The following is a 23,870-nucleotide window of genomic DNA, read 5'->3' as shown; positions in this document are numbered from 1 at the left end:
GGGGCCTTCCTTCCCGCATACAGCGAGCGTCAAAGACGGCTGGCTATTCAACCAGCGAGGTAGCACGGTTCGCCTCATCCGAAGTGTTAGGCAGTGAATGGTTCTCCCTCCCTTTGTGCGATGTTCTCCGAAGCGTTCAGGTCGGCGTGTCGTCCACGGTTGCACTCCGAACACGAAAAGTGGTCGCCATCACGGGTTCCCATCGAGCCACACGCCGAACACCGCTGACTCGTGTGGTAGGCGTCAACCTTCTCGACACGGATACCGGCGCGTTCGGCTTTGTACGTGATGAACTGTTGGAGTTGGTGGAAGTGCCACGAGTGGACACCTGACCACGAGCTGTTCTCGCGGATACCTTCGAGGTCTTCCATCCGAGTGACGGGGTTCTCGAACTGTTCGGCGAACGTGATGAGACGACGGGAGAGGTTGTGATTCAGGTCTCTGATTCGACGCCGTTCTTTGTCACCCACACGGTTACGTGCGCGAAGCGCACCCGCTTGTGAAAGCGAATCGCGTAGGGAACGATATTTGCGTCGAACGTACTTCGCCTCACCACCCGACACGAGCATCGACTCGTCTTCACCGTAGGCCGTCACCGCGAGGATGTGCCGTTCACCAATATCGACACCGATGGGCGTCTCACCCGACGTATCGGTGTCGTACTCGACGTTGAACGTACAATACCAGTCGTCTCCGCGACGGTACACTTGCAGGCGCGTCTTCTTTGCGTCACCCTCGACCAGTCGGTCTACGGGGTCGGCAATCTCGTCGTACACCTCGATGGGTGTGTACCACCATTGGGAGACGCATGGGAAGCCGACGACGACCGTTCCGTTCTCGGTCATGTCGAGTTCCCAGTTCTGGTTGTTGACGGCGAACGGTTGACTCTCTCGGTATCGAACCGCTCCGTCCTTGTTGTGGTCGGATTTCGCCCCTCGAATGGCTTGGTTCTGGATAGCCGAGTAGAGTCCGTTGTCGATGCTGGCGGTGGTCACGGATTTGCCGAAGTCTCCGTTTTCCCATCCGTTGATACAGAACTGTTTGGTGTCACGGTAGAGTCGAGAGGCGTGTTGCCACTCTTTGCGCCGTGAGAGGGATGGGTTGTGGAACTTCGCGGTGACAGTCACCGCGACCATTATATAGGTAATTTAATCTACTTTCCCAAGCATCTATTGGAATATCCGGCCATGCTGCTGTCGTGGTTTGTTTCACCAACTGTCGGATTCATCCCCGACCTGAAGAGCGAGGCTTTCTCCTCGCACTTTCGTAATCCGACCTTACCGCCGCTTCAACCCGTGTTTCCGACTGAACGCACGGCCCGTTTTTTCCCGGCGACCGTCGCACGGCCACCATGACCACCACCGCCGACATCGCCGACTTCGCGCTGAGTCTCGAATTCGAGGACATGACCGACGACACCGTAGACGAACTCAAAAAACGGGTCGCCGACTCGCTGGGCATCGCCGTCGCCGCGATGGAGGAAGAACCCGTCGGCGTCGTCCGCGACACCGTGACCGAGTTCGGCGGCGAGGGGTGTACGCTCTGGGGTGTGGGGTCGGACGCGGGCGGCGAGGCAGTCGCCTCGCCGCCCGACGCGACGATGTACAACACGGCGCTCGTGCGCTATCTCGACTACATGGACTCGTTTCTCGCGCCCGGCGAGACGCCCCACCCGAGCGACAACGTCGCCGGAATACTCGCCTGCGGGGAGTACGCCGACGCTTCCGGGGAGGACCTCCTGACCGCCGTCGGCGTGGCCTACGAGGTGCAGGGCGCGCTCGCGTGGAACGCGCCGGTCCGTGACCGCGGGTGGGACCACGTTACCCACACCGTGATTTCCGCTGCTTGCGGTGCCGGGACGATTCTGGGCTTGGACCGCGAACCCCTCCGGTCGGCAATCGGTATCGCGGGCACCGGGCACAACGCCCTCCGCGTCACTCGAACCGAGGGCATCTCGGAGTGGAAGGGCATCGCGTCGGCCAACGCCGCCCGGAACGCGGTCTACTCTGCGTTCCTCGCCAAGCACGGGATGGACGGCCCGAAGAACCTCTTCGAGGGCCAGAAGGGGTGGAAACAGACGATTTCGGGCGACTTCGAGGCCGAGTTCACGCCCGCGGAGCGCGTCCACGACGTGATGACCAAAAAGTACGTCGCCGAGACGTACGCCCAGTCCGCCGTCGAGGGCGTCATCGAACTCGCCGAACGCGAGGACATCGACCCCGACGAGGTGGAGAAGATTCGCCTCGACACCTTCGCCGGGGCGAAACTCATCATCGGCGGCGGCGAGGGGAGTCGCTACGAAGTCGAGACCAAAGCGCAGGCAGACCACTCCCTGCCGTACATGCTCGCGGCGGCGCTGGTGGACCGCGAGATGGGCAACGACCAGTACGACCCCGAGCGCATCCGCCGGGACGACGTGCAGGAACTCCTCCGGAAGGTGGAAGTCTCGGCGGACTCGGACCTCACCGCCCGGTTCGAGAACGGCGAGATGCCCGCCGTCGTCGCCGTCGAGACGGCCGACGGGACCACCTACCTCGTGGAGAAAGACCACTTCGAGGGCCACCCCAACGACCCGATGTCGTGGGACGAGATAGAGAGAAAATTCCACGAAACCGCCGGAATGCGCTACGACGAAGCCAAGCGCGACGAGATAATCGAGACCGTGCTTCAGTTGGAGGACCGCGACGTTACCGATTTGGTCGCGCTACTCGGTTAGGACTCCGAAATCAGCGTCCGGATGCTGTCGGCGAACGACTCGGACTGCTCCATGTTTCGCATCCGAATCTCCAGCGAGCGCCCGCCGCCGCTGGCGACGAGGACGTTTCCGAGTCCGACCAGCGCCTCGATTGCCGACTTGCGCTCTTGGACGCCCCGGACCTTTTCGCGGGGAATCTCCCGACGGACCAGCGAGAGGAACCGATACTCCTTGATGATGCGCCGGGAGGTCACGTAGTAGGTCGTCAGCGAGTTGGTCCAGTAGGTGTACAACCCCGACGAGAAGGCGTAGAGACCCACGACGAACGTCGCCGTCGGGTAGACGTACGGGACTCTGGTGAAGAACAGCAGATAGACGGTCGCTACCAGCAGGGGAAGCCCCACCGCGATTTTCACCCGGGCCACGCGCTGGGTCGGGTGGCGCTTCTCCAGCAGTTCCTCGTCGTCGCCCAACCGTGGTTCGCTCGGCGAGACTGCGTGGACGTACGCGCCGATGCCGACGACGAACAGGCCGAAGAAGGCGAACGGCAGGCCGACGACCCCGGGGTAGGCGGACTGGCCGACGTAGAGCCATCCCCCGGCGAGGACGAACGGGAGACCGAGGACCGTACTCCAGACCGCAGGTGCGCCTCGGGCCACGGTCAGTACCCCCGCACGAGTTGGTGGGCGATTCCCGCCGCCGAGAGGACGAACCCGCCGACCGTCAGCACGAACGGGTCGTTCAGCATCTCCAAGTCGCTGGTTCCGGTCCCGTTCGAGAAGAATCCCCGCTCGGACTTCGCGGACGACTCGTTGCCTTCTCGGGTCCCGCGCCGGGTCGTGGCGTTCACCGGGACTTCCCGCGTCGTCTGGGCGGTCCCGGGCGGCGTCGTCCTGCGACTCGTGGTCTCGCGGGTCGTCCGCTCGCGGGTCGTGGTCGCTGTCGTCCCCGAGTCGGTGGTCGTCTCCGTCGTTCCCCTCTCGCCGCGTTCGACCTGCCACTTCGCGCCGTCGGCACCTATCGTCACCGTGAGTTCGGTGGGTCGGTCCACGGTCACGGTGTGCTTGTAGGTGCCGTCGTCGTACTCGTCGCCCGCGGGCGGTTTCACCTCGGCGGTGACGTGTTCGGCGAATTCGAGTCCCGTGTGGGTCGCGCCGTCGATGACGGTGTATCCTTCGGTGTTCAGCGCGAGGAGACGCCCGCTCGCGCCCCATCCGCTGTGTCGGTAGTCGGTTCGCGCGCCCATCAGCGGTTCGCCGCTCGGTTTGAGGACGCGCAGGTCCACGGGGTACGCCCGCGGGAGCGTCACCACCCCGATGTCTACCGGGTCGGTCCCGACGTACTGTTTGCCGAGGTTGAAGATGTGCGGCGACCCGTTCCGGGTGTCGCCCGATTCGATGTTCGAGGCGTCGTTGTAGTACCCGAGTTTGTACTCACCGCTCGCGGGAACCTCCACCTCGAAGTTCCCGTCGGCGTCGATGCGGGTCTCCTTGAACGCGTCCCGGCCCGACGCGTCGATTTCGTCGCGCCGAAGGTCGGCCCCGCTCTCGGCGGTCACGGTCCCGGACAGCGTCACCGTCTCGGCGGCGACTGACCGGGAACCACCGACGAGCGCCCCCGACACGACCGTTCCGGCGGCGCTCGCCCTGAGAAAACCTCTGCGGGTCGGCGAGTTCTGCATATCCGTTTCTCACACATGCCGATGATAAATTTTGCTACACAGTCACAGAGAGTTCACTTTGGCGACCGGACCCGTCATCCGAACGCTCACCCGAACAAATTCGGCACAACCCCTTCGCGCTGGCGCGGCCTCGTTTCGAACATGAGAGCGACCAGCGGCGACGGCGACCCGGACCGCGACCACGACGTGAACCTCGATAGCGACGTAAGTCCCATCACCGACCGCGTTCACGACAACTCGTGGTCGGCCAACCTCGAAAAGCCCCATCACGCCGACAGTCGGGACCTCGTGGTCGCGCAGGCCCGGACTGCGGTCGAACACACCGCGGCCGGGAACCACGTCAACCTCGTGACTCACGGCGACCACGGCCACCCGGAGACGTACCTCTTCGACGCGCTCGACGACGCCTTCGGCGATGACGTGCGGCGGGAGTACGTCGAGCAGTGTGGCTGTGGCGGCCACGTCACGCGGGTTCACGTAGAGTAGCGACCCGGACCGACTACTGTCTGACGTACAGCGTCCCGATACCCGCCGCGAGGAGCAGGACGCCCCACCACAGCGAGTCTCCGGGGAGGAACGCGAGCAGGAGCGTGACGATACCCGACGAGACGAGCGACCAACCCATCGTGGTTCGGTAGGTCACGGGGGACCTACGGCGCGGGGACGGTTATGTCTCGTGGGCGGTGAGCGAGCGACCTCGTTGCGCGCTCGCGTGCCGCACACTATATTTAAGTCCGTATTCGTATTTAAGTCCGTATTCGGATGTCCGTACGTCCACGTCGGGATTTCTCACGGAGTCGCCCGGTCGATACGCTTAGGACGCCGCGGCGAGAGACCCGCCCGTGAACGTCCGAAATCTCGCCGTCGCGCTCGCGGCCGGGGTCGTCTCGTTTCTCGTCGTCGCGGTATCGGTGACGGAACTGCTCGCCACGCGAATCTGGCCCTCGGCGATAGTCGGTCTCCCGGCGGGCGCGCTGGCGGGTCTCGTCGGGTTCGGGGTGGCGTACTACGTTCTGTCTCGCGAGCGGTAGGTCCGCGGGCCTGCCCAACAGTAAAGTGGCGGTTCGTCGTACCCCTGTCGGGGTTTCCGATGGACCGAGCATTCGACTTTCTGCACGTCAACGAGCGTGAATCGAAACCGCGGGAGAAGGGTATCACCGAGATTCGGGGGCCGTACTACGACCCGATGGGACCGCGCGAGTTGCGCGACATCCTCGACACGATGGGCGAGTACGTGGACATTTACAAGTTTTCGGGCGGGTCGTTCGCACTGATGCCCGAGGAGGCCGTCGAGGAACTAATCGCGGTGTGCCACGAGTACGACGTACAGGTCTCGACCGGCGGGTTCGTGGAGAACGTCCTCGTCAGGGACCACGACAAAGTAGAGCAGTACGTCGAGGAGGCCGGGAATCTGGGATTCGACATCGTGGAAATTTCCTCGGGGTTCGTCGCCATCGACACCGACGACCTCGTGGCGCTGACCGAGATGGTCCAACAGAAGGGACTGAAGGCCAAGCCCGAAATCAACGTCCAGTTCGGCGCTGGCGGCGCGTCGTCGGTCGAGGAGTTGGAGAGCGAGGCCGCAATCGACCCGGCGAGCGCGATTCGTGAGGCACAGCGCCACCTCGACGCCGGGGCGTACAAAATCATGGTCGAGTCGGAGGGCATCACCGAACGCGTCCGGGAGTGGCGGACGGACGTGGCCTTCGAAATCGCCAACGAAGTCGGCGTCGAGAACTGCGTGTTCGAGGCGGCCGACCCCGAGGTGTTCGAGTGGTACATCAAGAACTTCGGGCCGGAGGTCAACCTCTTCGTGGACAACTCCCAAATCGTGGAACTGGAGTGCATGCGCTCGGGTCTCTGGGGCAAGAAGAGTTCGTGGGGCCGAATCACCTCGTTCGACCCGGAGTAACCGACGCTCCGTCTCTCTCTGGCCGAAAATGTCTGGGTTTACATTATCATGTAGTGACACTAGACACCGTGTAGCAAAGCGTTTAGGTTCCCCCGGTGCGTTTTCGAGGATATGCACCGTGTCGGAACAGAGAGATGTGAAGGTGGGTTCCGTCACAGATGAATCTGAGCTATCAGCACGCGAACCCATCGAAAGGAGGCGGTTCGTACCTCCTTCGGTTCCGAGACGTGACCCGCGACCGGACGGCCTGCGTCCTCGTAGACTCGGGCGTCGGCGTCGATTTAGACGCGCTGTTAGGCGACGACGAGTACCTCGCGGCCGTCCTGCTGACCCACGCGCACCTCGACCACTACGCCACGCTCGCGGACTCGCTTCGGGACGGCGCGCCGGTCTACGCCGCCGAACCCACTGCGAAGGTCCTTGAAGACGTGTTGACCGAGGGCGAGAAGAACTACGAAATCGGCACGACGGAATCAGTCACCGACGCCATCCGACCGCTCGACGGGTGGCAGACGCTCGTCCCGGACGTGGAGGCCGCGCCGGTTCCGGCGGGTCACGCGCCGGGCGCGGCCGGATTCGTCGTCCGGTTCCACGACGGGTCGCGGGCCAACCACCTTCTGTTCACCGGTGACTTCACCACCCGTCGAGTTGCAGGCTATCCGGGATTCCGGACCGACCTGCCGGTGGACGTGGACGCCCTGTTCGTCAACGTCTCCACGACCGACGACTTCGAGGAGACGCTCACCGAGTCGCTTTTCACCATCATCGAGCGCGCTCGGGCCGGGTCGTCGGTCCTCGTGACCGCCAGCGCACTGACCGCGGTCCACTACGCCTACCTGCTCGGACACCTCGGCGAGCGTCTGAACCAATCGACTCCGATTACGCTGGCGGGACAAGCCGCCAAACTCTACGCCGACTTCGACTACGACGTGCCCAACGTCGAGACGGTTCCGGTGTTCGACTCGGCGAACGACCTGCTCGAACGCGGTGCCGTCACCTTCGCCGGGCCGGAAGTTCCCTCGGAAGGGAGCGCACACCGCCTGTTCGGAGCCATCAGGGACGACTCGTCGGCCACGCTGGTCCAACTGACCGGTGGCGCGACCGAACCGGTCGAGACGGCCGCCTGCACCGTCTACGACTTCGAGGTGGTCAACCACACGTCGCTGTCGGTCATCGACGACCTCGTGTCCGAACTCGACCCCATCCACGTCGTCGCGGGCCACGGTCCCCGGCGCGCGCTTCGGGACTTCCGGGGCCGGTACGACGAGCGATTCGTCTGGGCCAGCGACGACGACCGCGAGCAGACCCTCTACGCCGACGGCCGGTGGTCGCCGCCGCCGTGGTTGAGCGAGACCGCGGTCCAGTCCATCCGCGCCCAAGACTGGCAGTCCAACGGCGCGCGGTTCGGCGAACTCCTCGAAGACGGCGAGGACGCGCTTCCCGCGGTGGCCCGATTCGCCGACGCCGACCTCGAAGCGGAAGGCGTCGCCGTCGAGCGATTCGACGCCCAATTCGGCGCGCGCGCCGAATCGGGCGGTGCGGACGCGGCGGTTCCGGGAGAGAGAGCGGCAGTTTCGACGGACGACGTGGCAGTTTCGCCCGACCGTGACGCACCCGCCTCCGGGTCCGCGAGCGCCGACGCGTCCTCACCGGACGCGTCCGAAACGGCCCCGTCAGCCTCTGAAACGCCCGCCTCGGACGAGTCCGAGGCGGGCGGGGCGGCCGTGCCGGAGGCCGCGGTCAACGAGACCGAGACGTTCCGGACCGAGGTTCTCGACCGACTCGCCGACCTCGAATCGTCGGTCACGGGGACGCGCTTGCGCGCCCGAGTCGTGGACGGCGGCGACGACGTGACCATGCTCCGATTGCTCGGCGACGCGGACTTAGAACACGGCGAGGAGATTGCGGTGGTCCTCGCTGACGACGAGTGAGCGCTCGGGGAACTCCCCGGGGTGCCAGTTGGCCGACTGACACTCGCGGCCGGACGAATCAAGGGACCGCTCGTGGTGGAACGAACACGGATGTCTCAGGCCGAGAAACTCAGAGTCGGCGTCATCGGCGGCGGCTACATCGGAACCACGGTCGGACGGCAGTTCAACACGGAACCGCGCTCGACGGTGACGGCGCTGGCGGACGTGAGCGCCGACACCCGGCAAGCGGCGGGCGAGACGCTCTACGTCGGCGACGGCTCCCAGTACGAGGACTACCGCGAGATGCTCGACGCGGAGTCGTTAGACGCCGTGCTGGTCGGGACGCCCCACACCCTCCACCACGAGATGGTGACGGCGGCGCTCGACCGAAATCTCCACGCCTTCTGCGACAAACCGCTCACGACCGACTTGGACGAGGCCCGTGACCTCGCAGAACGCGCCGAGGCCAGCGAGCAGGTCCTCATGGTGGGCTACCAGCGCCACCTGAACCCGGCGTTCAAGACCGCCCGCCAGCGGTGGCAGGGCGAGGGCGAGACGCTTTCGCCGGACTACCTCAGCGCCGAAATCACGCAGGACTGGATTTCGCGGTTCGAGGACACGTGGCGGACCGACCCGGACCTCTCGGGCGGCGGCAACCTCTACGACACCGGGAGCCATCTCATCGACGCGGTGCTGTGGACCACGGGTCTCGTCCCGGAGGAGGTCAGCGCCGAGATGGTCTTCGCCGACGACGAGGGTCGGGTGGACCAGCGCGCCATCCTCACCGTCGAGTTCGCCGACGGCGCGCACGGCACCATCGCGGTCCACAGCGACGCCCCGTGCGTGCGCGAACACGTCCACGTCTGGGACGAGGAAGGCGCGGTCTACCTCGAAGGCCGCCAGTGGGAGGAACGCGAACTGGAGCGCATCGACGCCGACTCCACGACGGTCATCCCCTTCATCGACCGGAGCAAACAGCGCAACAAGGCCGAAGCCTTCGTGGACTGCATCGAGTCCGGGGAGGAGCCACCTGCTACTGCTCGGGACGCGCTGGCGGTGACGGCTTTGACGGAAGCGGCTTACGAGGCGGCAAGGAGTGGGGAGCGGGTGAGCGTGGAGTTGGACTAATCAGAAACGTTTATTCTTAAAGTACTGGAATATTGCCAGTTATGTCCAGAATACACCGTGAAGCCTTAAAATCACTCATCGCTGGGACTAACGGCGGTTTTGCGGTGACTATGTTAGATGGTGGTGGGTATTTACACACACTTGTTATGGCGATAGCCATCTTCACGATAACGACCATTGGATTTTGGGCTTCTGAGCATTTTTATGGGAAACCACAGGATGTAAAGGAACGCGAGTTTAAAAATGGACCCCCTGATAAGAGACCGAGGATAAGAAAAACTAAAAATAAAAACTGAAACCGCCTCTTTTACTCCTGAAGTTCCCCAACAACCTCCCGCACCGCCCGCTTCGCCTCCACCTTCCCGTCGTAGCTGTCACGCTCGGCCGACACGTCCACCACGTCGTCGCGCACGTCGCCGTCCATCTCCGCGGGCACCGGCACGTCCAACAGCGAACACGCGGTGGGCGCGAAGTCGGTCAGGTCCACCGTCACGCCGGTCTCGTTCTCGACGGGACCGCCCCACGCGTAGAAGATACCGTGCATCTCGTTCATCGAGGTGTGCGACCCGGTTTTCGGCGGGTCGGCGAAGACGCGCTTGGTCTTCATCGTCTGGGGGTACTGAATCTGGTAGCCCGGCGCGGGCATGCAAACGAGGTCCGGGCGGGTGTCTTCGTACTCGTCGCCGTACACGTCCTCGCCGTAGAGAACCGAGTCGATGACCGACTCGCCGCGCTCGGGATGTTCGATGGCGAGCAGTTCCTCGCGCAGGCGCTCGCGCACCGCGTCGTACTTCCGTTCGGGAATCGCGCCCTCGCGGTGGTCGTCGGTGTTGAGGTAGATTTGGCCGCCGCTGGCGACCGTGAACGCCGCGGTCTCGCTCCAGTCGATGTCCTTCCGGGAGATGGTGAGCAGTTCCGCGAGGTCCGGACCCGACCCGCCGCCGCTGGTCCGGGCCACGCCCATCTTGAGTTTCGAGAAGAGATTGAGTTCGCTCATCACCGTCTCCACGGCGTCGTATACGTGGTTGTAGCCGAACTGCTTGAGTCGGGTCCACGGCCGGGACTGGAGTTCGAGGTAGCCAGCGTCGTAGAGCCACGAGTTGAGGTTGATGGTCTGGTAGACCGGACCGTGGCCGTGGTCCGAGAGGACCAGCATCGAGTCGTCGTCGCTCATCCGGTCCATCACCCACCCGAGGAAGTCGTCGTAGAGTTCGAGCAGTTGGAGGGGTTTGTCCTCGTATCGGGCCGCGACCTGCGGGTCGTGCTTGGGGTGGGTCTCGTCCAAGACGTGGCCGAGGACGTGCAGAACGTTGTCCGGGCCTGAGAAGACCAGCGAGTAGAAGTCGCAGGGGTACTCCTCGACGAGCAGTTTGGCGACTTCGATGCGATTCTTTTCGATTTCGAAGAAGTTGTCGAGCAGGCCCTTCAGGTTCCCCTCGTCGGTACCGTCGTCGTAGCCCTCGTAGGGGTCCACGTCGTACTCGCCGACGCGTTCCTCTATGTCCTGCTGGAGTTCGTCGGGGAAGGCGTAGGACCCCGAGGAGGGCGTCGTGATGTTGTCCGAGACGTGGAAGCCCGACGTTCTGGAGGGCGGGTAGCCCGGCATGACGTTCATCACGCCCGAGCGGTGGCCCTCTGCGTCGAGGTACTCCCACACCGGCACGGACTGCTCGCGGAGGGTGTCGGCGTTCACGAAGTCGGTGCCGTACTCGCCCTCGTCTTTGAGCATGAAGTTGTAGACGCCGTGGTTGCCGGGGTTGCGCCCGGTGGCGAACGAACTCCACGCAATCATCGACAGCGGGGGCACCGTAGAGCGGGTCGTGCCGTCGGTTCCCTCCGCGCGCATCCGCTCGAAGTTGGGGAGTCGTCCCGCGTCGATGCCCCTATCGACCAGTTCGGGCGGCACGCCGTCCAACCCGAAGACGTAGACCGAGCCGTCGCTCATGGTCACTTTTCGAGGTACCCCAGTTGTTCGAGGCGGTCCTCTACCACGTCGTCGTCGGCGCTGTCGCCCCCGGCGTCGGTCCCGCTCCCGCGTTCGATTTCGGCGGCGGTGGATTCGAGGACGTAGGCCGCGAGGTCCTCGGGTTCGTCGAAGCCGTCGAGTCGGTCGGCGAGCGATGCGTAGCGGTCGCTGAGGTCGGTGGGTAGCTGTATCGTAGACATGTTATCGCTCCTCGGAGACTGGTCGGCGGCGCTTGAGCAGGCGAGCGAGGAAGAGCATGACCGCAAGCCCGTGTTTGACGGGGTTGTAGGTCTGGCCTTCGAGGTCGTCGTACCGGGCGTCGATTGCTCGCTCGGTGATGGTCAACCCCTCGCTGGTCGCCGAGTCTATCATCTCGGACTCGACGCCCATCCCGTCGGTCGTCAGCGAGAGGCGTTCGAGCGACTCGGGCGAGAACGCCCGGAAGCCGCTTTGGGTGTCCGTGAGGTCGGAACCGGTCACGCGCGAGGTGCAGTAGTCGAGGACGACCTGCCCGAGTCGGCGGTAGGCGGGCGTCTCGTCGCCCGCGTCGTCGGCGAGGTAGCGACTGCCGATGACCATATCTGCCTCGCCCTCGACCACCGGCGCGGCCAGCGTGGGGATGTCGGCGGGGTCGTGCTGACCGTCGGCGTCGAGCAGGACGAGCGCGTCGCAGTCCGTGCGCCGGGCGTGGGCGAAGAGGGTGCGGACCGCCGCCCCTTTCCCCCGGTTTCGCTCGTGGCGCAAGACGGTCACGTCGGCCTGCTCCGCGATTGCCGACGTGCGGTCGGTGCTTCCGTCGTCTACGACAACCACGGCGTCGGCCCATCGCTGGACGCCGAGGACGGTACTCCCGACGGCGTTCTCCTCGTTGTACGCGGGGATGCCGACCACGACGTGGGCGTTGCCGAGTAGTCGCTCGGCCGACTCGTCGGTTCGCTCGCCCTCCGCAACCTGTAAACTCATGGTTCCTTCGAGGTATCCATCCGTTTCTTCGCACTTTGTTCTCCAGCGCTTATACCGGGATAGCGCGAGTTTGGACTGGTATAGGTCGGCCGTACGACAGTTGCGACGATTACGGCTTGGTACTCGTTGACTAGCGCTCCGGCAAGCGATGGTTTCCCGGCGGTAGGTTGGCTGGCTTACGCACAATCAGGGTCGGATTAGCCCACCGGCGACGGGAAACGAACGTGCAACGAAGCCACGTGGACCGCCTGACGCCCGACGGCGGGGTCTCAAACGAGGGAGACGAGTCGCCGCGGCGGAGAACCGCCGCGGCGACAAGTCGGTGAGTCGGACGCGGCGACTTCGGACCGGACCGGTCGAACTCGGACCGGACGCGGCGCGGCGATAACCCTACCGAAGCGAGGCGACGAGCGTCCCGTCGGGACGCTCGTCGCCGGGCGGTTATCGAACAGAAGTAGAATTTCTTCAGAAATATAAATAATTCCTAGAAGTGTGGGGATATTGCTTAGCAAACGCCAGAAGTGTTCGGACCGCCGTCAGACGACCGACTCGTAGATGCATTCGATGCGCTCGGCCATCCGTCCGAGACTGATGTCCCGAACCGCGTCCCGGCCGTCCGAAGGCCGTGGGTCGTCCAGCACGTCCACGAGTCCCGCGACGAGTTCGTCGTCGTCGTCCGAGACGCAGGCGGGCGACACCCCGTCGAGTCGGTCGGCCACGTCGCCCACGTCGGTCGAAACCACCGGGAGGTTACAGCTCAGGGCCTCCTTGACCGAGTTGGGCGACCCTTCGCGCTCGGAGGTCAACAGGAGCGCGTCTGCGGCGTTCATGTACGTCGCCACCTCCGCGTGGGGGACGCCGTAGACCACCTGCAACTCCACGTCGGCCTCGACTTCTTCGCTCGCGCGCTCGACCACGCGTCTCGCGCGCGGGTGGTTTTTCACCTCTTGGGACGGCGGGTAGGGAAACAGGACGTGGCGAGCGTCCGGGTCCCACCCGACCTCTGGGCGGGCCTCGGATTTCGGCCGCGGCGCGAACCGGTCCATGTCGATGCCGTGGGGGATGACGTGGCAGGGTTCGCCGAGTTCGCGCGCCATCTCTTCGGACATCACGATAACCGCATCACAGTAGCGCGCACACTGCTTCGAGAGCCACCCGTACTCGCCCATCAGGTCGGTCCCCCACAGCGAGAGGACCACCGGCAGTCGGACCTGCGCCAGCGCCGCCGGAGCGGTCAAGCCGTAGTTGGCGTGAACCACGTCGTAGCCCTCAAGCGACTCGCTGACGACCTGCGGGACGAACCGGAGGTAGTCCCCGGCCGACCGCTCGGTCACGTCTTCGCGGGCCACGTGGTCGCCCGGCGGTTTCATCGTCGCGCAGTCCACCCCCCGGCGCTCCAGCACCTTCTGCTGTTGCTCGAAGAAGCGGGCGTCCTCGTTCGAGACCAGATTCAGGACGTTCACCGTCGCCCTCCCTCGGTCCGCCCCGCGTCTCCTCGGCCCCCGTCGCTCCGGACCGTCTCGGGGTCGAACGCGCGCGCCCTCGTCCGGTCGCGTCCGCGCGGCGAGACGCCGCTCACTCGGTCGATACCGGCCAGAGACACCTCGCCCGTCGCCGAGACGCTCTCGGCCACCGCCACGACGACTTCGGTGAGATTCACCTTGTCTGCGAGGTAGTCGTCGCGCAGATTTCGCCATCGCTGGTCGGCCCCGTCGTCGGCGAGGATGTCCGTCGCGGCGTCCAGAACCGCGTCGAACGATTCGAGGTTGTAGATGAGTCCCTCGCGTTCGAGTTCCACGAAGTTACCCATGTCGTCGTCGCCGACGAAGGAGTTCGACCGAATCGCGGGCGTACCCAACAGCGCCGCCTCCGTCACCATCGTCTGAGTGTCGGCGACCAGCAGTGACGCCTCCGCAAGCGCGTCGTGGAGGAGCGCCGGATGCAGGTCGAACTCGCGGGCGGGCACCCGGTCTAAGTCCATGTCGCCGCCCTCGTCGGAGACGAACACCGTCGCGTCCCGCGCGAGTGCTTCGACCAGTTCCCGGCGCTTCTCGGGGGTAAACCCGGCTTTCCCCACGTCGTGGTGCGACCCGAAGGCGTTGAGGCGGACGATGGCGTAGTCCTCCTCGGCACCGACGCCCAACTCCTCGCGCACGTCCGTCTGGAACTCCCACTCGTCGGGATGGAGGTAGGCGAGTTCCTTGAACCCGCGGAACTCGTAGTGTTTCTCGCCGAGGTCCTTCTCGAAGGTGTGGGGAGTCAACACCGCGTCGACCAGCGGAACCGAAATCGCGTGGTCCAAGTCGGTGTTGCCCGAGTCGTCCACGAGAACGACCGGAACCCGAGCGACGGTGCCCGCGAGTGCGGCGTAGGCCCCGCGTCCGAAAACGCAGTCGGGGTCGTACTGTCGGGTCCGCCAGACGATTCTGGCGGCGTGCTTCGGCAGTTCGCGGGCGAGCGAGAACTTCGCCGTCTCGCACCGACCGTACAGTTCGTAGGGCAGGTCGTAGTACTCTAACAGCGCCTCGGTGCAACCGTAGTCTCGCGCGAGGACGAGCGCCCGGTGCCCTCGGTTTCGTAACGCCGCGACTGCGCGCCTGTACTGGTGGACTTGCGCCGGTGTGTTGGTGAAGAACAGATACTTCATGGTAATCTCGTCCGGCGGAGTCTGCGCGCGACTCCGGCGGTCAGTACGGCGACGTTCCGCTCGAACGGCCATTGTTATACGGGGCCTGAAACCGCTTCGTCGCGCGGCGACCCAGAAGATGTTAGATAGGTCAACACTGCCCCAGAGACTTCGATACGCGCTCACACACTCTAAGCCCCGCTTCGGGGCCAAAACTGAATTTAACGGCCACCAAGCTTATAATTACAGAGAAAGTATCTACTTTCGTAACTCATGCACGACCTGACTGGTTTCCAGCGGGACTTGCTGTACGTCATCGCGGGAAAGGACGAGCCGCACGGCCTCGCAATCAAGGAAGAACTCGAATCGTACTACGAGAAGGAGATTCACCACGGCCGACTCTACCCGAATCTCGACACGCTCGTGGACAAAGGTCTGGTCGACAAGGGACAGCGTGACCGCCGGACCAACTACTACGCGCTCACCGACCGCGGTAGCCGCGAAATCGAGGCCCGCCGCCAGTGGGAAATCGACCACCTCGGAGAGCGGTCCTCGATTACCGCGTAGTCCCGCGTCCCCTTTTTATCGCCCTTCACGCAGGTCGAACGTCCGAGTCGTCGATAGGTTCTCTCTGGCGACGCTGGCCGCGAACGTTACGACTGCTGTTAGTTCTCCCGAACGAGTCGGTCCCGTTCACCCGAGGCGACCCCGAAGGAACGAAGCACCCGAGCGCAACCGCGAGGGTCGTTCGATTCGGACCATCTCCTCGTCGGTGAGTCGGAAGTCGAACACGTCCAGATTCTCCCGGAGGTGGCGCTCGCTGGTGGACTTCGGGATGGCGACGACGCCCTCCTGCTGGACGGCCCACCGGAGCGCGATTTGGGCGGGCGACTTGTCGTAGACCACCGCGAGTTCCCGGAGTACGTCGTCGTGGAGGATGCCGCCGTGGGCCAGCGGACTGTAGGCGGTCAACAGCACGTCGTGAGCTTGACAGTACGCCCGGAGGTCGCGCTGTGGCTTGTAGGGATGAAACTGGACCTGATTCGTGAAGACGGGCGCGTCGGAGGCGGCCCGCGCGGTCCGGAGTTGGTCCACGCCGAAGTTGCTCACGCCGACGTGTCGGGTGAACCCCTCCCGGCGACAGTCGTTCAGACCCGTCATCACCTCGGCCGTCGAAGCCAGCGGGTTCGGCCAGTGAACCAGTAGGAGGTCCACGTACTCGACGCCGAGTTGCGCGAGACTCGACGCGGTCGAGCGCCGGATGGACTCGCGGTCGGTGTGGCCGGGCCAGACTTTCGTGGTCAGGAACACGTCTTCGCGGTCCACCGACGACTCGGCTATCGCGCGCCCGACCTGTCGCTCGTTGTCGTAGGCTTGGGCGGTATCGACGTGGCGGTAGCCCACGTCCAGTGCGGTCCGGACCGCCCGTCGGCAGGTCTCGCCTTGCATCCGCCACGTCCCGAGACCGATTTTCGGTACTCGCTCTCCGCCGACCGTCTCGTACTCCATGCGTTCGCTTCGTCCTTCGGCGAGAAAGTCGTGTGGGCGATTTCGAAGCGCGGGCGGGTTCTCGAACCCGCGCCCTTCGGTCGTCGGCAACAACGCACTTCCCCGCGGCCACCCTCCACACGAACATGGCAACCATCGTCGGAATCGAGGCGGACGGCGGGGCCGTACTCGCGGGCGACCGACGCCTCACGCAGGGCGGCACCGTCTCGAGCGAGCGCAAGCGCCACGTCTTCGACTTCGGCGCGGTCGGCGCGGCCGCGGTCGGCGACTCCGGCGCAATCGACGAGTTTCGGCGCCGACTCGACGCCGAAATCCGGTCCCACGAGACCGAGGCCGACGAACCGATGGGCATCGACCGCCTCGCCGCCGTCGCCAGCGACATCGCCGCCGACGAGGGCGTCGAGGCCATCGTCGCCGGTCGGGACGATGACGGGCCGTGCGTCCGGGGCGTCGGCGGCGACGGCGGGGTCCTCACCGACGAAGCAGTCGCGTTCGGGTCCGGCGCGCAGTTGGCGCTCGGTGTCTTGGAAGGCCGCGAGGAGGGTCTCGACGTGGACGCCGCCGCGGAACTCGCTCGGGAAGCCATCGCCGCCGCCGCGGACCGGGACACCGACACCGGCGCGGACGTGGACGCTTACCGACTGGAGGCGTCGGCGTGAGCGCGAGTCGAGTGTGACCCGACAAGTAGGAGTAGAGTTCTTTCGACCGTATTTTAGTTTCCTTTAGACACTTCTAGTTGGCTTTCGTATTTGAGACGGTTGCTCCGAATCGCTCGGTTCGGCCACCCGGCACTGCGGGCCCCATCCGCGCGGGGTCGGCGGCGCTCGCTTCCGACGGCCGACGAGCGAACGGAGTGAGCGAGTCGGTCGGGGGGCGTCTCGAACACGATGCGCGTCGCCACCGCCGACCAACCCCCTTTTAAGTCACTCCGGTACTTATCCCCGAACGACCATGACGGAAGTCGAAATCGAGTACTGCGTCCCCTGCGGGATGCTCGACCGGGCACAGGACGTACAGCACGCGCTTCTCAGCGAGTACGGAGAGCGACTGGATTCGGTGGCGCTGGTGACTGGGGATAACGGCGTCTTCGAGGTTCGTGCCGACGGCGAACGGGTCTTCGACAAGGAGGAAGACGAGTTCGACGTGGACGCCATCGTCGAGTCGGTCGGCGAGACGGTTTCGGCGCTGGCGTGAGTCGGCCGCCCGAATTTTCGTCGCAAGTGGTAGTTTAATTAGGGTGGGTCGTGACGGGTCAGGCGTGGCTTTCGAGGCGACCCCCGAAGGAAGGTGCGGGTTCGTACTTCGACCCGAAGATGTCGGATTGGACGTTACTCTCGGCGTCGAGAACTGGTACGTGACCAGAGGAGTGAACTGTTGCTGGCGAGAGACGTGGAACCAGACGGGACGGTGTATCTGGCACGCCGACGTGGAACTCCCGGCGGCCGACCCGTCCCTGAACCGCAAGTCGAGGAACTGGGTCGGGCGGTTCCTGCCGACCGAGGCGAATACTTGGACGGGTCGAATCTCGCTTTCGTGTCCGTCACGCAAGGGACTTCGTTCGCCGACTGTTCGCTCCTCGGCGGAAATCTGAAGAGGGGGTCGTTCCCCCGGAGTAACTTCTCGGGGGCGAACCTTCGCTGGGCCGACCTCACGAGAGGGGACTTCGCTGGGGCCGACTTCCGGGATGCAGACCTCCGAGACGCCACCCTCGACCGCGCGGCCTTCGAGTTGGCCGACCTCCGGGAGGCCAACCTCCGTTCCGGTGACCTAGAGGACGCGAATTTCAGGGACGCCGACCTTCGGGGTGCGAACCTCCGGGGTATCGACGCCCCGGACGCGAGGTTGAAGGAGGCCAACCTCGCGGACGCGAACCTCGAAGACGCGAAGCAGCGGACGCCGACCTCAGGGACGCGGACCTCGAAGACGCGAACCTCCGGAAGGCAAAACTGGGTGGCGCGAACCTCGAAGACGCCTCGCTCGTCCGTACCGACCTCAGAGAGACCACCCTCGAAGACGCCCGACTCTACCAGACCTACTTCTCGGACGTGCGAATCGACAGCGACACCGAGTTCGGCGACTCCTGCGTGTACGAGGACCTCGACGAACTGGACGACTGGGACGCCACGCCGACCGAGGCGGCAGTCTGGACCTACCGCCGCCTCCAAGACCTCCACGAGAAGTACGCCCTCACCGAGCGCGCACGCCACTACCACGTCAAAAAGAAGGAGTCTCAGAAGCGCCACAACCGAGAAGAGGGCAACTACCTCCAGTATGCCATCCACGCCGTCAACGGTGTCGCGTCGGAACACGGCGAGAGTCCGTGGCGCGTGGTCGGCGTCTCGACGGTCGTCATCGCCATCTGGTCGGTCCTCTACCTCCTCCTCGGTAAAATCCGCGTCCCGACGGACACCTCCGGCACCGACGCTATCGGTCTCGGACTGTTTCCCTCGCTCTCGCTCCCGTCCCCCGTCGCCGAAATCGCTACCAGTGTCTACTTCTCCGTCGTCACGTTCACTACGCTCGGCTACGGCGACCTGCAACCGGCCACCGGATTCGCCCAAGCCCTCGCCACCGTCGAATCGTTCCTCGGCGCGCTACTGATGGCCTACCTCGTGTTCGTCCTCGGTCGTCGGACGAACTGGTGACTGCTGACCGCTGACACCGCGGTAGACGCCCACTATCCACGTTACGCCGGTCCTGCCCGAGCAGCTATCGCCGGAGAAATCAAACCGTACTGAGGATTTATCAGGGTCCTCGTGGTCTTCCCGTCGGGGGTTACGGAATGTCTCATAACCAACACGGGGAGCGTCTCGAAGCGATGGGTGCCGCCGCCGAAGTCAGGCACCGATTGAACGCCGCGACGGAGGGTACGGAGGTGTCGGTATGAAGCTAGCGATGATTGGGTTCGGTCAGGCGGGCGGCAAAATCGTGGACAAGTTCCTCGAGTACGACCGGCGCACCGGCAGTCAGGCCGTCAGGTCGGCAGTCGCGGTCAACACCGCGAAGGCCGACCTCGTGGGTCTCGACTACGTGCCCGAACAGAACCAAGTCCTCGTCGGCCAGTCCAGAGTCAAGGGCCACGGGGTCGGCGCGGACAACGAACTCGGCGCGGAAATCGCCGAGGAGGACATCGACGAGGTGCAGGGCGCGGTGGACAACGTGCCCATCCACGACATCGACGCCTTCCTCGTCGTCGCGGGGATGGGCGGTGGAACCGGGTCCGGTGGCGCGCCGGTCCTCGCAAAGTACCTCAAGCGCGTCTACACCGAACCGGTATACGGTCTCGGCATCCTGCCGGGCAGAGACGAGGGCGGCATCTACACGCTGAACGCCGCGCGGTCGTTCCAGACGTTCGTCCGCGAGGTTGACAACTTGCTCGTGTTCGACAACGACGCGTGGCGCGAGTCGGGCGAGAGCGTCGGGTCCGGGTACGACCGCATCAACGAGGAAATCGTCCGGCGGTTCGGCGTTCTCTTCGGCGCGGGCGAAGTCTCCCACGGCGACGAGGTTGGCGAGAGCGTCGTGGACTCCAGCGAAATCATCAACACGCTCGACACCGGCGGGGTCTCTACCGTGGGCTACGCCGCCGAGAAGGTAGACAACCCCTCGGGCGGCCTGCTCTCGCGGTTCACGAGCGACGGCACCGACGAGATGGACTCGACCCACGCGACCAACCGTATCACGAGTCTGGTCCGGAAGGCGGCGCTCGGCCGACTCACCCTGCCCTGCGAAATCGACAGCGCCGAGCGTTCCCTGCTCGTCGCCAGCGGTCCGCCCGAGTACCTCAATCGGAAGGGCGTAGAGAAGGGTCGCAAGTGGTTGGAGAACCAGACCGCCTCGATGGAGGTCCGAGGGGGCGACTACCCCGTGGCCGACGCCGACCGCGTGTCGGGCGTCGTCCTGCTCTCGGGCGTTTCGGAGGTGCCCCGCGTCGAGGAGTTGCAGGACGTGGCGGTCGAGACCCAAGACAACATCGACCGGATGGAGGCCGAGAGCGAGCAGAAGACGACCGACCTCATCGAGGACAACGACGGCGAGTTGGACCCGCTGTTCTGAGTCACTCTCCGGGTCCTTTCCCGCCCATCACCTCGAAGACGATAACGCCGTCGTTCTCGTAGACGGTGCGGTACTTCGGCGAGAGGTGCATCGACATCGCCAGTTGACTCGTCCGCTGGTACTGCATCCCGCGGACCGTGAACTTCCCTTTCGGCAGGTAGACGTAGTTGGGGTTGACGCCCGCCTTCGAGAGGGTCTGGGACATGCAGTGGGCGGAGTTACACGACGAGATGTCCCGGAAGAGGTTCAACTGGCGGTTGTACGGTTGATGGCCCTTCCACTCGACGCCCCACGGCCCGACGAGCATCGTCCGGTGGGTCTGCTGTGGGAACCACTCGGCGGCGTCTCCCTGCACGACGAACGTGGCGCTCGGCTTGGTGTTCTTCTCGGCCCACTCCATCGCCTGCACGTCGTCGTGGGTGATGAACTGCGGGAGCGACGGACTCCCTGCGTGGGCGTCAACGTCGCTGGTCGCGTACATCGCGCCGCTCGCGAGTCCGACGGTCGCTATCACCACGAGCGAGGCGGTGACGATCTCTCGGCGTCCGACGCCGAACGGCGATTCGCGTTTCAGCCACGCTCCCACCGCCTCCAGCAGGAAGACGGCGATGATGAACGCCCCGACCAGCATCGAGAACCGGGCCTTCCCGATGGCGACGGTGACGGCGACGAACCACACCGGGAGGAAGAACCGACGTTCCTTCAGGAGGTAGGCGGTCCCGAGGACCGGGACGAGCGACCAGACGGTCCCGACGAAGAGGCTCCGTAGCTTGACGTGGAGGAGCGCCGACACCGAGGGGATGCCCCCGCCGATACCGCCGTGGGTGCCCGCGGCGGCGGTGAACACGTCCACGCCGTGCATCGCCATCACCTGCGTCCACCACGGCGCGGCCAGCAGGATGCCGCCGAACCCGACGACTGCACCGCGGGTGAGTCCCCAGAGCGTCCGGTCGAATTCGAGGAACAGCAGGAAGTACGACAGCGCGAAGAAGACGGTGTAGACGGGGTGGGTGAGGACCGTCAGCGTGAACAGCGCCAGCGACGGGACGACCCACCGCTGGTCGCGGTCCCGGTAGAGGCGGAGTCCGGCGTAGATGCCCGACAGCGCGAACAGAAACGCGGGCGCTCGGACGATGCCGCCCGCCGAGACGTGCCACTGGATGATGGGCGGACTCACCGCGACGACGAGGCTGGTCAGTGCGGCTTGGGGCCGCGAGTCCAGCAGGTCCCGCGCCAGCAGGTAGAGGGGCACGAGGTAGAGGATAGTCACGACGCCCGGCAGGAACCGGGAGACAGCGATGGGGTCGAGTCCCGTCAGGTCCCGAATCACCGCCACGGCGTAGAACATCAGCGGCGGGTACGAGAACGGCACGCCACCTTCCGTGTAGTGGGGAATCGTCTTCGGGAGGGCGTAACCCGCCTCGGAGATGCGCTCGGCGATGAGGAGGTAGAGACCCGCCCCGAACGAGGGGTAGGGGTGCGAGCGCAGGTAGAAGTAGAAGATGAGGACTGACGCGAGGAGTGCGGGCGCGAGCCAGAGGAACTCCCGTTTGTAACCCTGCTCGTGTACCGTCGAGTTCTGTGCGAGGTTCTGTTCCGTCATAGAGGTTCCCTGCGCTCGAAACGAGCGCGCTCGGTCTCGTCGTCCCTTCGCGTCGGGGGTCCTTTGTTATCCAGTGGCTATTCGCGGCGTCACCTCCGTTCCGTTCGGACTCGGCGTCGTTACTTCGCGGAAGCTCTCGTTTAAGACCGAATTTCGGCGAAAACGGTTCAGAAACGACTGATACGTCTTTCGGCCGCGCCTCGCGCGCGAGGCGCGGCCAGCGCGTCCGCTCGCGGACGACGACGCCCGGTCGGGCAATACATTTGATTCTTTAAAACGCCCATATATTTGTTTCAGCATTCTAAACACATCTTCAGGCACGACAACGGTTCACGTCCACTGGAGCGGTCCGGCCGCCACGCGCTTCGCCGACGCTCGCGCGTGGCGTCGGGTCGTCCTCGCTCGGCGCGAACGACGCGGCGCGTCGTTCGCGCTTCACTCGTACCGGAGCGCGTCGATGGGGTCGGTGTGGGCGGCGTCCCACGCCGGGTAGAGTCCCGCGAGGACGCCCACCACCACGCCGACGAGGACCGACGCCACGAACCAAATCGGTTGGAACGCCAGCGGCAGGCCGATGGCCTGCGCTCCGGCGTACCCGCCAGCGACTCCGACGACCGCCCCGAGCGCCGACCCGAGGACGCCGAGCATCACCGCCTCCACGAGGAACAACTGAAGCACGTCGCGGTTCTGCGCGCCGACGGCCTTCATGATGCCGATTTCGCGGGTCCGCTCGGTCACGCTCACCAGCATGATGTTGGCGATGCCGATGGACCCGACGATGAGCGAGATGACCGCGATGCCCGTGATGTAGGCGGTGAACGTGCTGGTCAACTGCTTGACCTGCCCGATGATTTGGTCTTGGGTCGTCACCTCGAACTGGTAGGACTGGGACTTGAGTTGACGGGCGTCAGAACGCTCGCCGAGGTAGTTGTACACTCGGCCCTGCACCGCATCCACCTGTCCCGGCGTCTCGGCCTTCACGAGGACGCGGCCGTAGACCGACTGGCGGGCGCGGAGGTTCGGACTCACCACCGTCCGCTGGTAGTACGGTTCGGTCGGCGCGTAGACCCGCGGTTGCGCGCCGCCCTGACTGAACCCGAGAACGTCGCCGCCGCCTTTCGGTTCCACGATACCGACCACCGTCGCGTTCAGCGTCTCGCCGTTGGCCGCGCGCGTGAACGTGACGTTCTCGCCGACGGTGACGTTCTCGCCGAACATCTGCGCCGCGGGTTGGTTCAAGACCACCTCGCGTTCGCCCACCTGATACGGCCGCCCGGCGACGAACGAGATGTTTCGGACTCGGAAGTAGCCGGGCGAGGACACCGTAATCCACTGTCTGCCCACCGACGAGTTGTTGTAGGTCATCGACGAGGCGGCGATGCCACTCTCGGGAGCGGCGAGTTGGACGCCTTCGAGTCGTCGTATCTGCTCTACGTCGTACTGCGTGAAGACGACCGACCCGCCGCCGCCCCCGAGCGACGGCACCCTGCTGTCGCCCGGCGACTGGGACGTGACGTACATCGTGGCGGCGTTGCCGCCCGCCACGGTGCTGATGATGTCCTGCTGAAGGCTCGCCCCCAGCGTGACGAACGTGATGACCGCCGCGACTCCGATGATGACCCCGAGCGTCGTCAGCGTCGAGCGGAGTTTGTGTTCGCGGATGTTGCGCCAACTGATTCGTGCCCCTTCGATGACGTTCATCGTGTTCCCCGGTCCCCCGTGTGGGTTCTCACGCGACGGGTACGACGGCGAGCGACAAAAACCCCCGAACGTAAACGTTCCATTAAACGCCGGTAGCCCGCCCGAGCGCGGACATCCCGG

At 64.9% G+C, this 23,870-nt stretch carries 24 protein-coding genes and 2 pseudogenes; 14 read left to right on the top strand and 12 right to left on the bottom strand.

Going from position 1 to position 23,870, the window contains the following annotated elements:
- Positions 1-86 precede the first annotated feature (86 nt).
- Complete coding sequence (locus tag P2T60_RS17775; RefSeq protein WP_276282458.1) at positions 87-1,136, bottom strand: transposase; 1,050 nt, start codon at positions 1,134-1,136, stop codon at positions 87-89.
- Positions 1,137-1,351: 215 nt separating this feature from the next.
- Here P2T60_RS17775 and P2T60_RS17770 point away from each other — a divergent pair, with 215 nt between their 5' ends.
- Positions 1,352-2,716 (top strand): MmgE/PrpD family protein, encoded by a 1,365-nt coding sequence (locus P2T60_RS17770; protein WP_276282449.1) that lies wholly within the window; start codon positions 1,352-1,354, stop codon positions 2,714-2,716.
- Here the strand turns inward: P2T60_RS17770 and P2T60_RS17765 are convergent.
- Both P2T60_RS17765 and P2T60_RS17760 read right to left on the bottom strand, forming a co-directional pair.
- Positions 2,713-3,354, bottom strand: a complete 642-nt coding sequence (locus tag P2T60_RS17765; protein ID WP_276282448.1) for a PH domain-containing protein — start codon at positions 3,352-3,354, stop codon at positions 2,713-2,715. The genes P2T60_RS17770 and P2T60_RS17765 overlap by 4 nt on opposite strands.
- Before the next feature lie 2 nt (positions 3,355-3,356).
- On the bottom strand, positions 3,357-4,376 hold the full coding sequence (locus P2T60_RS17760) for a hypothetical protein (protein WP_276282457.1): 1,020 nt from the start codon (positions 4,374-4,376) through the stop codon (positions 3,357-3,359).
- Between the two features lie 141 nt (positions 4,377-4,517).
- Here P2T60_RS17760 and P2T60_RS17755 point away from each other — a divergent pair, with 141 nt between their 5' ends.
- Entirely contained in the window at positions 4,518-4,862 is a 345-nt protein-coding gene (locus P2T60_RS17755) for a CGCGG family putative rSAM-modified RiPP protein (protein WP_276282445.1), read from the top strand.
- A 13-nt stretch (positions 4,863-4,875) separates the two neighbouring features.
- Here the strand turns inward: P2T60_RS17755 and P2T60_RS17750 are convergent, their stop codons facing one another.
- Positions 4,876-5,019, bottom strand: coding sequence for a hypothetical protein (locus P2T60_RS17750; protein WP_276282444.1), 144 nt, complete (start codon positions 5,017-5,019; stop codon positions 4,876-4,878).
- A gap of 199 nt (positions 5,020-5,218) precedes the next feature.
- Here P2T60_RS17750 and P2T60_RS17745 point away from each other — a divergent pair, with 199 nt between their 5' ends.
- From P2T60_RS17745 to P2T60_RS17725, 5 genes are all read left to right on the top strand, one after another.
- On the top strand, positions 5,219-5,407 hold the full coding sequence (locus tag P2T60_RS17745; RefSeq protein ID WP_276282443.1) for a DUF8147 domain-containing protein: 189 nt from the start codon (positions 5,219-5,221) through the stop codon (positions 5,405-5,407).
- Positions 5,408-5,466: 59 nt separating this feature from the next.
- On the top strand, positions 5,467-6,288 hold the full coding sequence (locus P2T60_RS17740) for a phosphosulfolactate synthase (RefSeq protein ID WP_276282442.1): 822 nt from the start codon (positions 5,467-5,469) through the stop codon (positions 6,286-6,288).
- 158 nt (positions 6,289-6,446) lie between these two features.
- Complete coding sequence (locus P2T60_RS17735; RefSeq protein ID WP_276282441.1) at positions 6,447-8,219, top strand: MBL fold metallo-hydrolase; 1,773 nt, start codon at positions 6,447-6,449, stop codon at positions 8,217-8,219.
- Between the two features lie 90 nt (positions 8,220-8,309).
- Positions 8,310-9,326, top strand: a complete 1,017-nt coding sequence (locus tag P2T60_RS17730) for a Gfo/Idh/MocA family protein (RefSeq protein WP_276282440.1) — start codon at positions 8,310-8,312, stop codon at positions 9,324-9,326.
- A 41-nt stretch (positions 9,327-9,367) separates the two neighbouring features.
- A complete protein-coding gene (locus tag P2T60_RS17725; protein ID WP_276282439.1) occupies positions 9,368-9,622 on the top strand; it encodes a hypothetical protein in 255 nt (84 codons plus the stop codon).
- Between the two features lie 11 nt (positions 9,623-9,633).
- On the opposite strand, the gene P2T60_RS17720 is transcribed toward P2T60_RS17725, so the two are convergent.
- From P2T60_RS17720 to P2T60_RS17700, 5 genes are all read right to left on the bottom strand, one after another.
- On the bottom strand, positions 9,634-11,271 hold the full coding sequence (locus P2T60_RS17720; RefSeq protein WP_276282438.1) for an alkaline phosphatase family protein: 1,638 nt from the start codon (positions 11,269-11,271) through the stop codon (positions 9,634-9,636).
- A 2-nt stretch (positions 11,272-11,273) separates the two neighbouring features.
- On the bottom strand, positions 11,274-11,492 hold the full coding sequence (locus P2T60_RS17715) for a hypothetical protein (protein ID WP_276282437.1): 219 nt from the start codon (positions 11,490-11,492) through the stop codon (positions 11,274-11,276).
- 1 nt (position 11,493) lies between these two features.
- Positions 11,494-12,255, bottom strand: coding sequence for a glycosyltransferase family 2 protein (locus P2T60_RS17710; protein WP_276282435.1), 762 nt, complete (start codon positions 12,253-12,255; stop codon positions 11,494-11,496).
- Positions 12,256-12,791: 536 nt separating this feature from the next.
- Positions 12,792-13,718, bottom strand: coding sequence for a glycosyltransferase family 4 protein (locus tag P2T60_RS17705; RefSeq protein WP_276282434.1), 927 nt, complete (start codon positions 13,716-13,718; stop codon positions 12,792-12,794).
- Positions 13,715-14,902, bottom strand: a complete 1,188-nt coding sequence (locus tag P2T60_RS17700; RefSeq protein ID WP_276282433.1) for a DUF354 domain-containing protein — start codon at positions 14,900-14,902, stop codon at positions 13,715-13,717. The genes P2T60_RS17705 and P2T60_RS17700 overlap by 4 nt, the downstream gene beginning before the upstream one ends.
- A gap of 252 nt (positions 14,903-15,154) precedes the next feature.
- On the opposite strand from P2T60_RS17700, the gene P2T60_RS17695 reads away from it, so the two are divergent.
- Positions 15,155-15,448, top strand: coding sequence for a PadR family transcriptional regulator (locus P2T60_RS17695; protein WP_276282432.1), 294 nt, complete (start codon positions 15,155-15,157; stop codon positions 15,446-15,448).
- A gap of 126 nt (positions 15,449-15,574) precedes the next feature.
- On the opposite strand, the gene P2T60_RS17690 is transcribed toward P2T60_RS17695, so the two are convergent.
- The gene (locus tag P2T60_RS17690) at positions 15,575-16,390 is read right to left on the bottom strand and encodes an aldo/keto reductase (protein ID WP_276282431.1); all 816 of its coding nucleotides are present in this window, start codon (positions 16,388-16,390) and stop codon (positions 15,575-15,577) included.
- A 125-nt stretch (positions 16,391-16,515) separates the two neighbouring features.
- Here P2T60_RS17690 and P2T60_RS17685 point away from each other — a divergent pair, with 125 nt between their 5' ends.
- The 6 genes and pseudogenes from P2T60_RS17685 to P2T60_RS17670 all read left to right on the top strand — a co-directional run bounded on the left by P2T60_RS17685 (position 16,516) and on the right by P2T60_RS17670 (position 20,446).
- Positions 16,516-17,049: an Ntn hydrolase family protein gene (locus P2T60_RS17685; protein ID WP_276282430.1), complete on the top strand. Its 534-nt coding sequence runs from the start codon at positions 16,516-16,518 to the stop codon at positions 17,047-17,049.
- A gap of 292 nt (positions 17,050-17,341) precedes the next feature.
- Positions 17,342-17,584 carry an Rdx family protein gene (locus P2T60_RS17680; RefSeq protein ID WP_276282429.1) on the top strand — a complete coding sequence of 81 codons (243 nt, stop codon included), beginning with the start codon at positions 17,342-17,344 and terminating at the stop codon, positions 17,582-17,584.
- Positions 17,585-17,677: 93 nt separating this feature from the next.
- Positions 17,678-18,262 (top strand): annotated as a pseudogene (locus P2T60_RS21925) (pentapeptide repeat-containing protein); the annotation flags it as partial.
- 32 nt (positions 18,263-18,294) lie between these two features.
- Positions 18,295-18,423: pseudogene (locus P2T60_RS21920) on the top strand (pentapeptide repeat-containing protein); the annotation flags it as partial.
- Between the two features lie 12 nt (positions 18,424-18,435).
- Positions 18,436-19,035: a potassium channel family protein gene (locus P2T60_RS17675; RefSeq protein WP_276282456.1), complete on the top strand. Its 600-nt coding sequence runs from the start codon at positions 18,436-18,438 to the stop codon at positions 19,033-19,035.
- Positions 19,036-19,273: 238 nt separating this feature from the next.
- A complete protein-coding gene (locus tag P2T60_RS17670) occupies positions 19,274-20,446 on the top strand; it encodes a tubulin/FtsZ family protein (RefSeq protein ID WP_276282455.1) in 1,173 nt (390 codons plus the stop codon).
- 1 nt (position 20,447) lies between these two features.
- Here the strand turns inward: P2T60_RS17670 and P2T60_RS17665 are convergent, their stop codons facing one another.
- Together P2T60_RS17665 and P2T60_RS17660 are read right to left on the bottom strand one after the other, a co-directional pair.
- Complete coding sequence (locus tag P2T60_RS17665) at positions 20,448-22,049, bottom strand: ArnT family glycosyltransferase (protein ID WP_276282426.1); 1,602 nt, start codon at positions 22,047-22,049, stop codon at positions 20,448-20,450.
- A gap of 435 nt (positions 22,050-22,484) precedes the next feature.
- Positions 22,485-23,750 (bottom strand): ABC transporter permease, encoded by a 1,266-nt coding sequence (locus P2T60_RS17660; protein WP_276282425.1) that lies wholly within the window; start codon positions 23,748-23,750, stop codon positions 22,485-22,487.
- Between the last annotated feature and the right edge of the window lie 120 nt (positions 23,751-23,870).

It is taken from the genome of Halorussus caseinilyticus (genome assembly GCF_029338395.1).
Classification (GTDB): domain Archaea; phylum Halobacteriota; class Halobacteria; order Halobacteriales; family Haladaptataceae; genus Halorussus; species Halorussus caseinilyticus.
The sequence above is the reverse complement of the archived record's forward strand: the minus strand, read 5'-3'. Positions and strand labels throughout refer to the sequence as shown.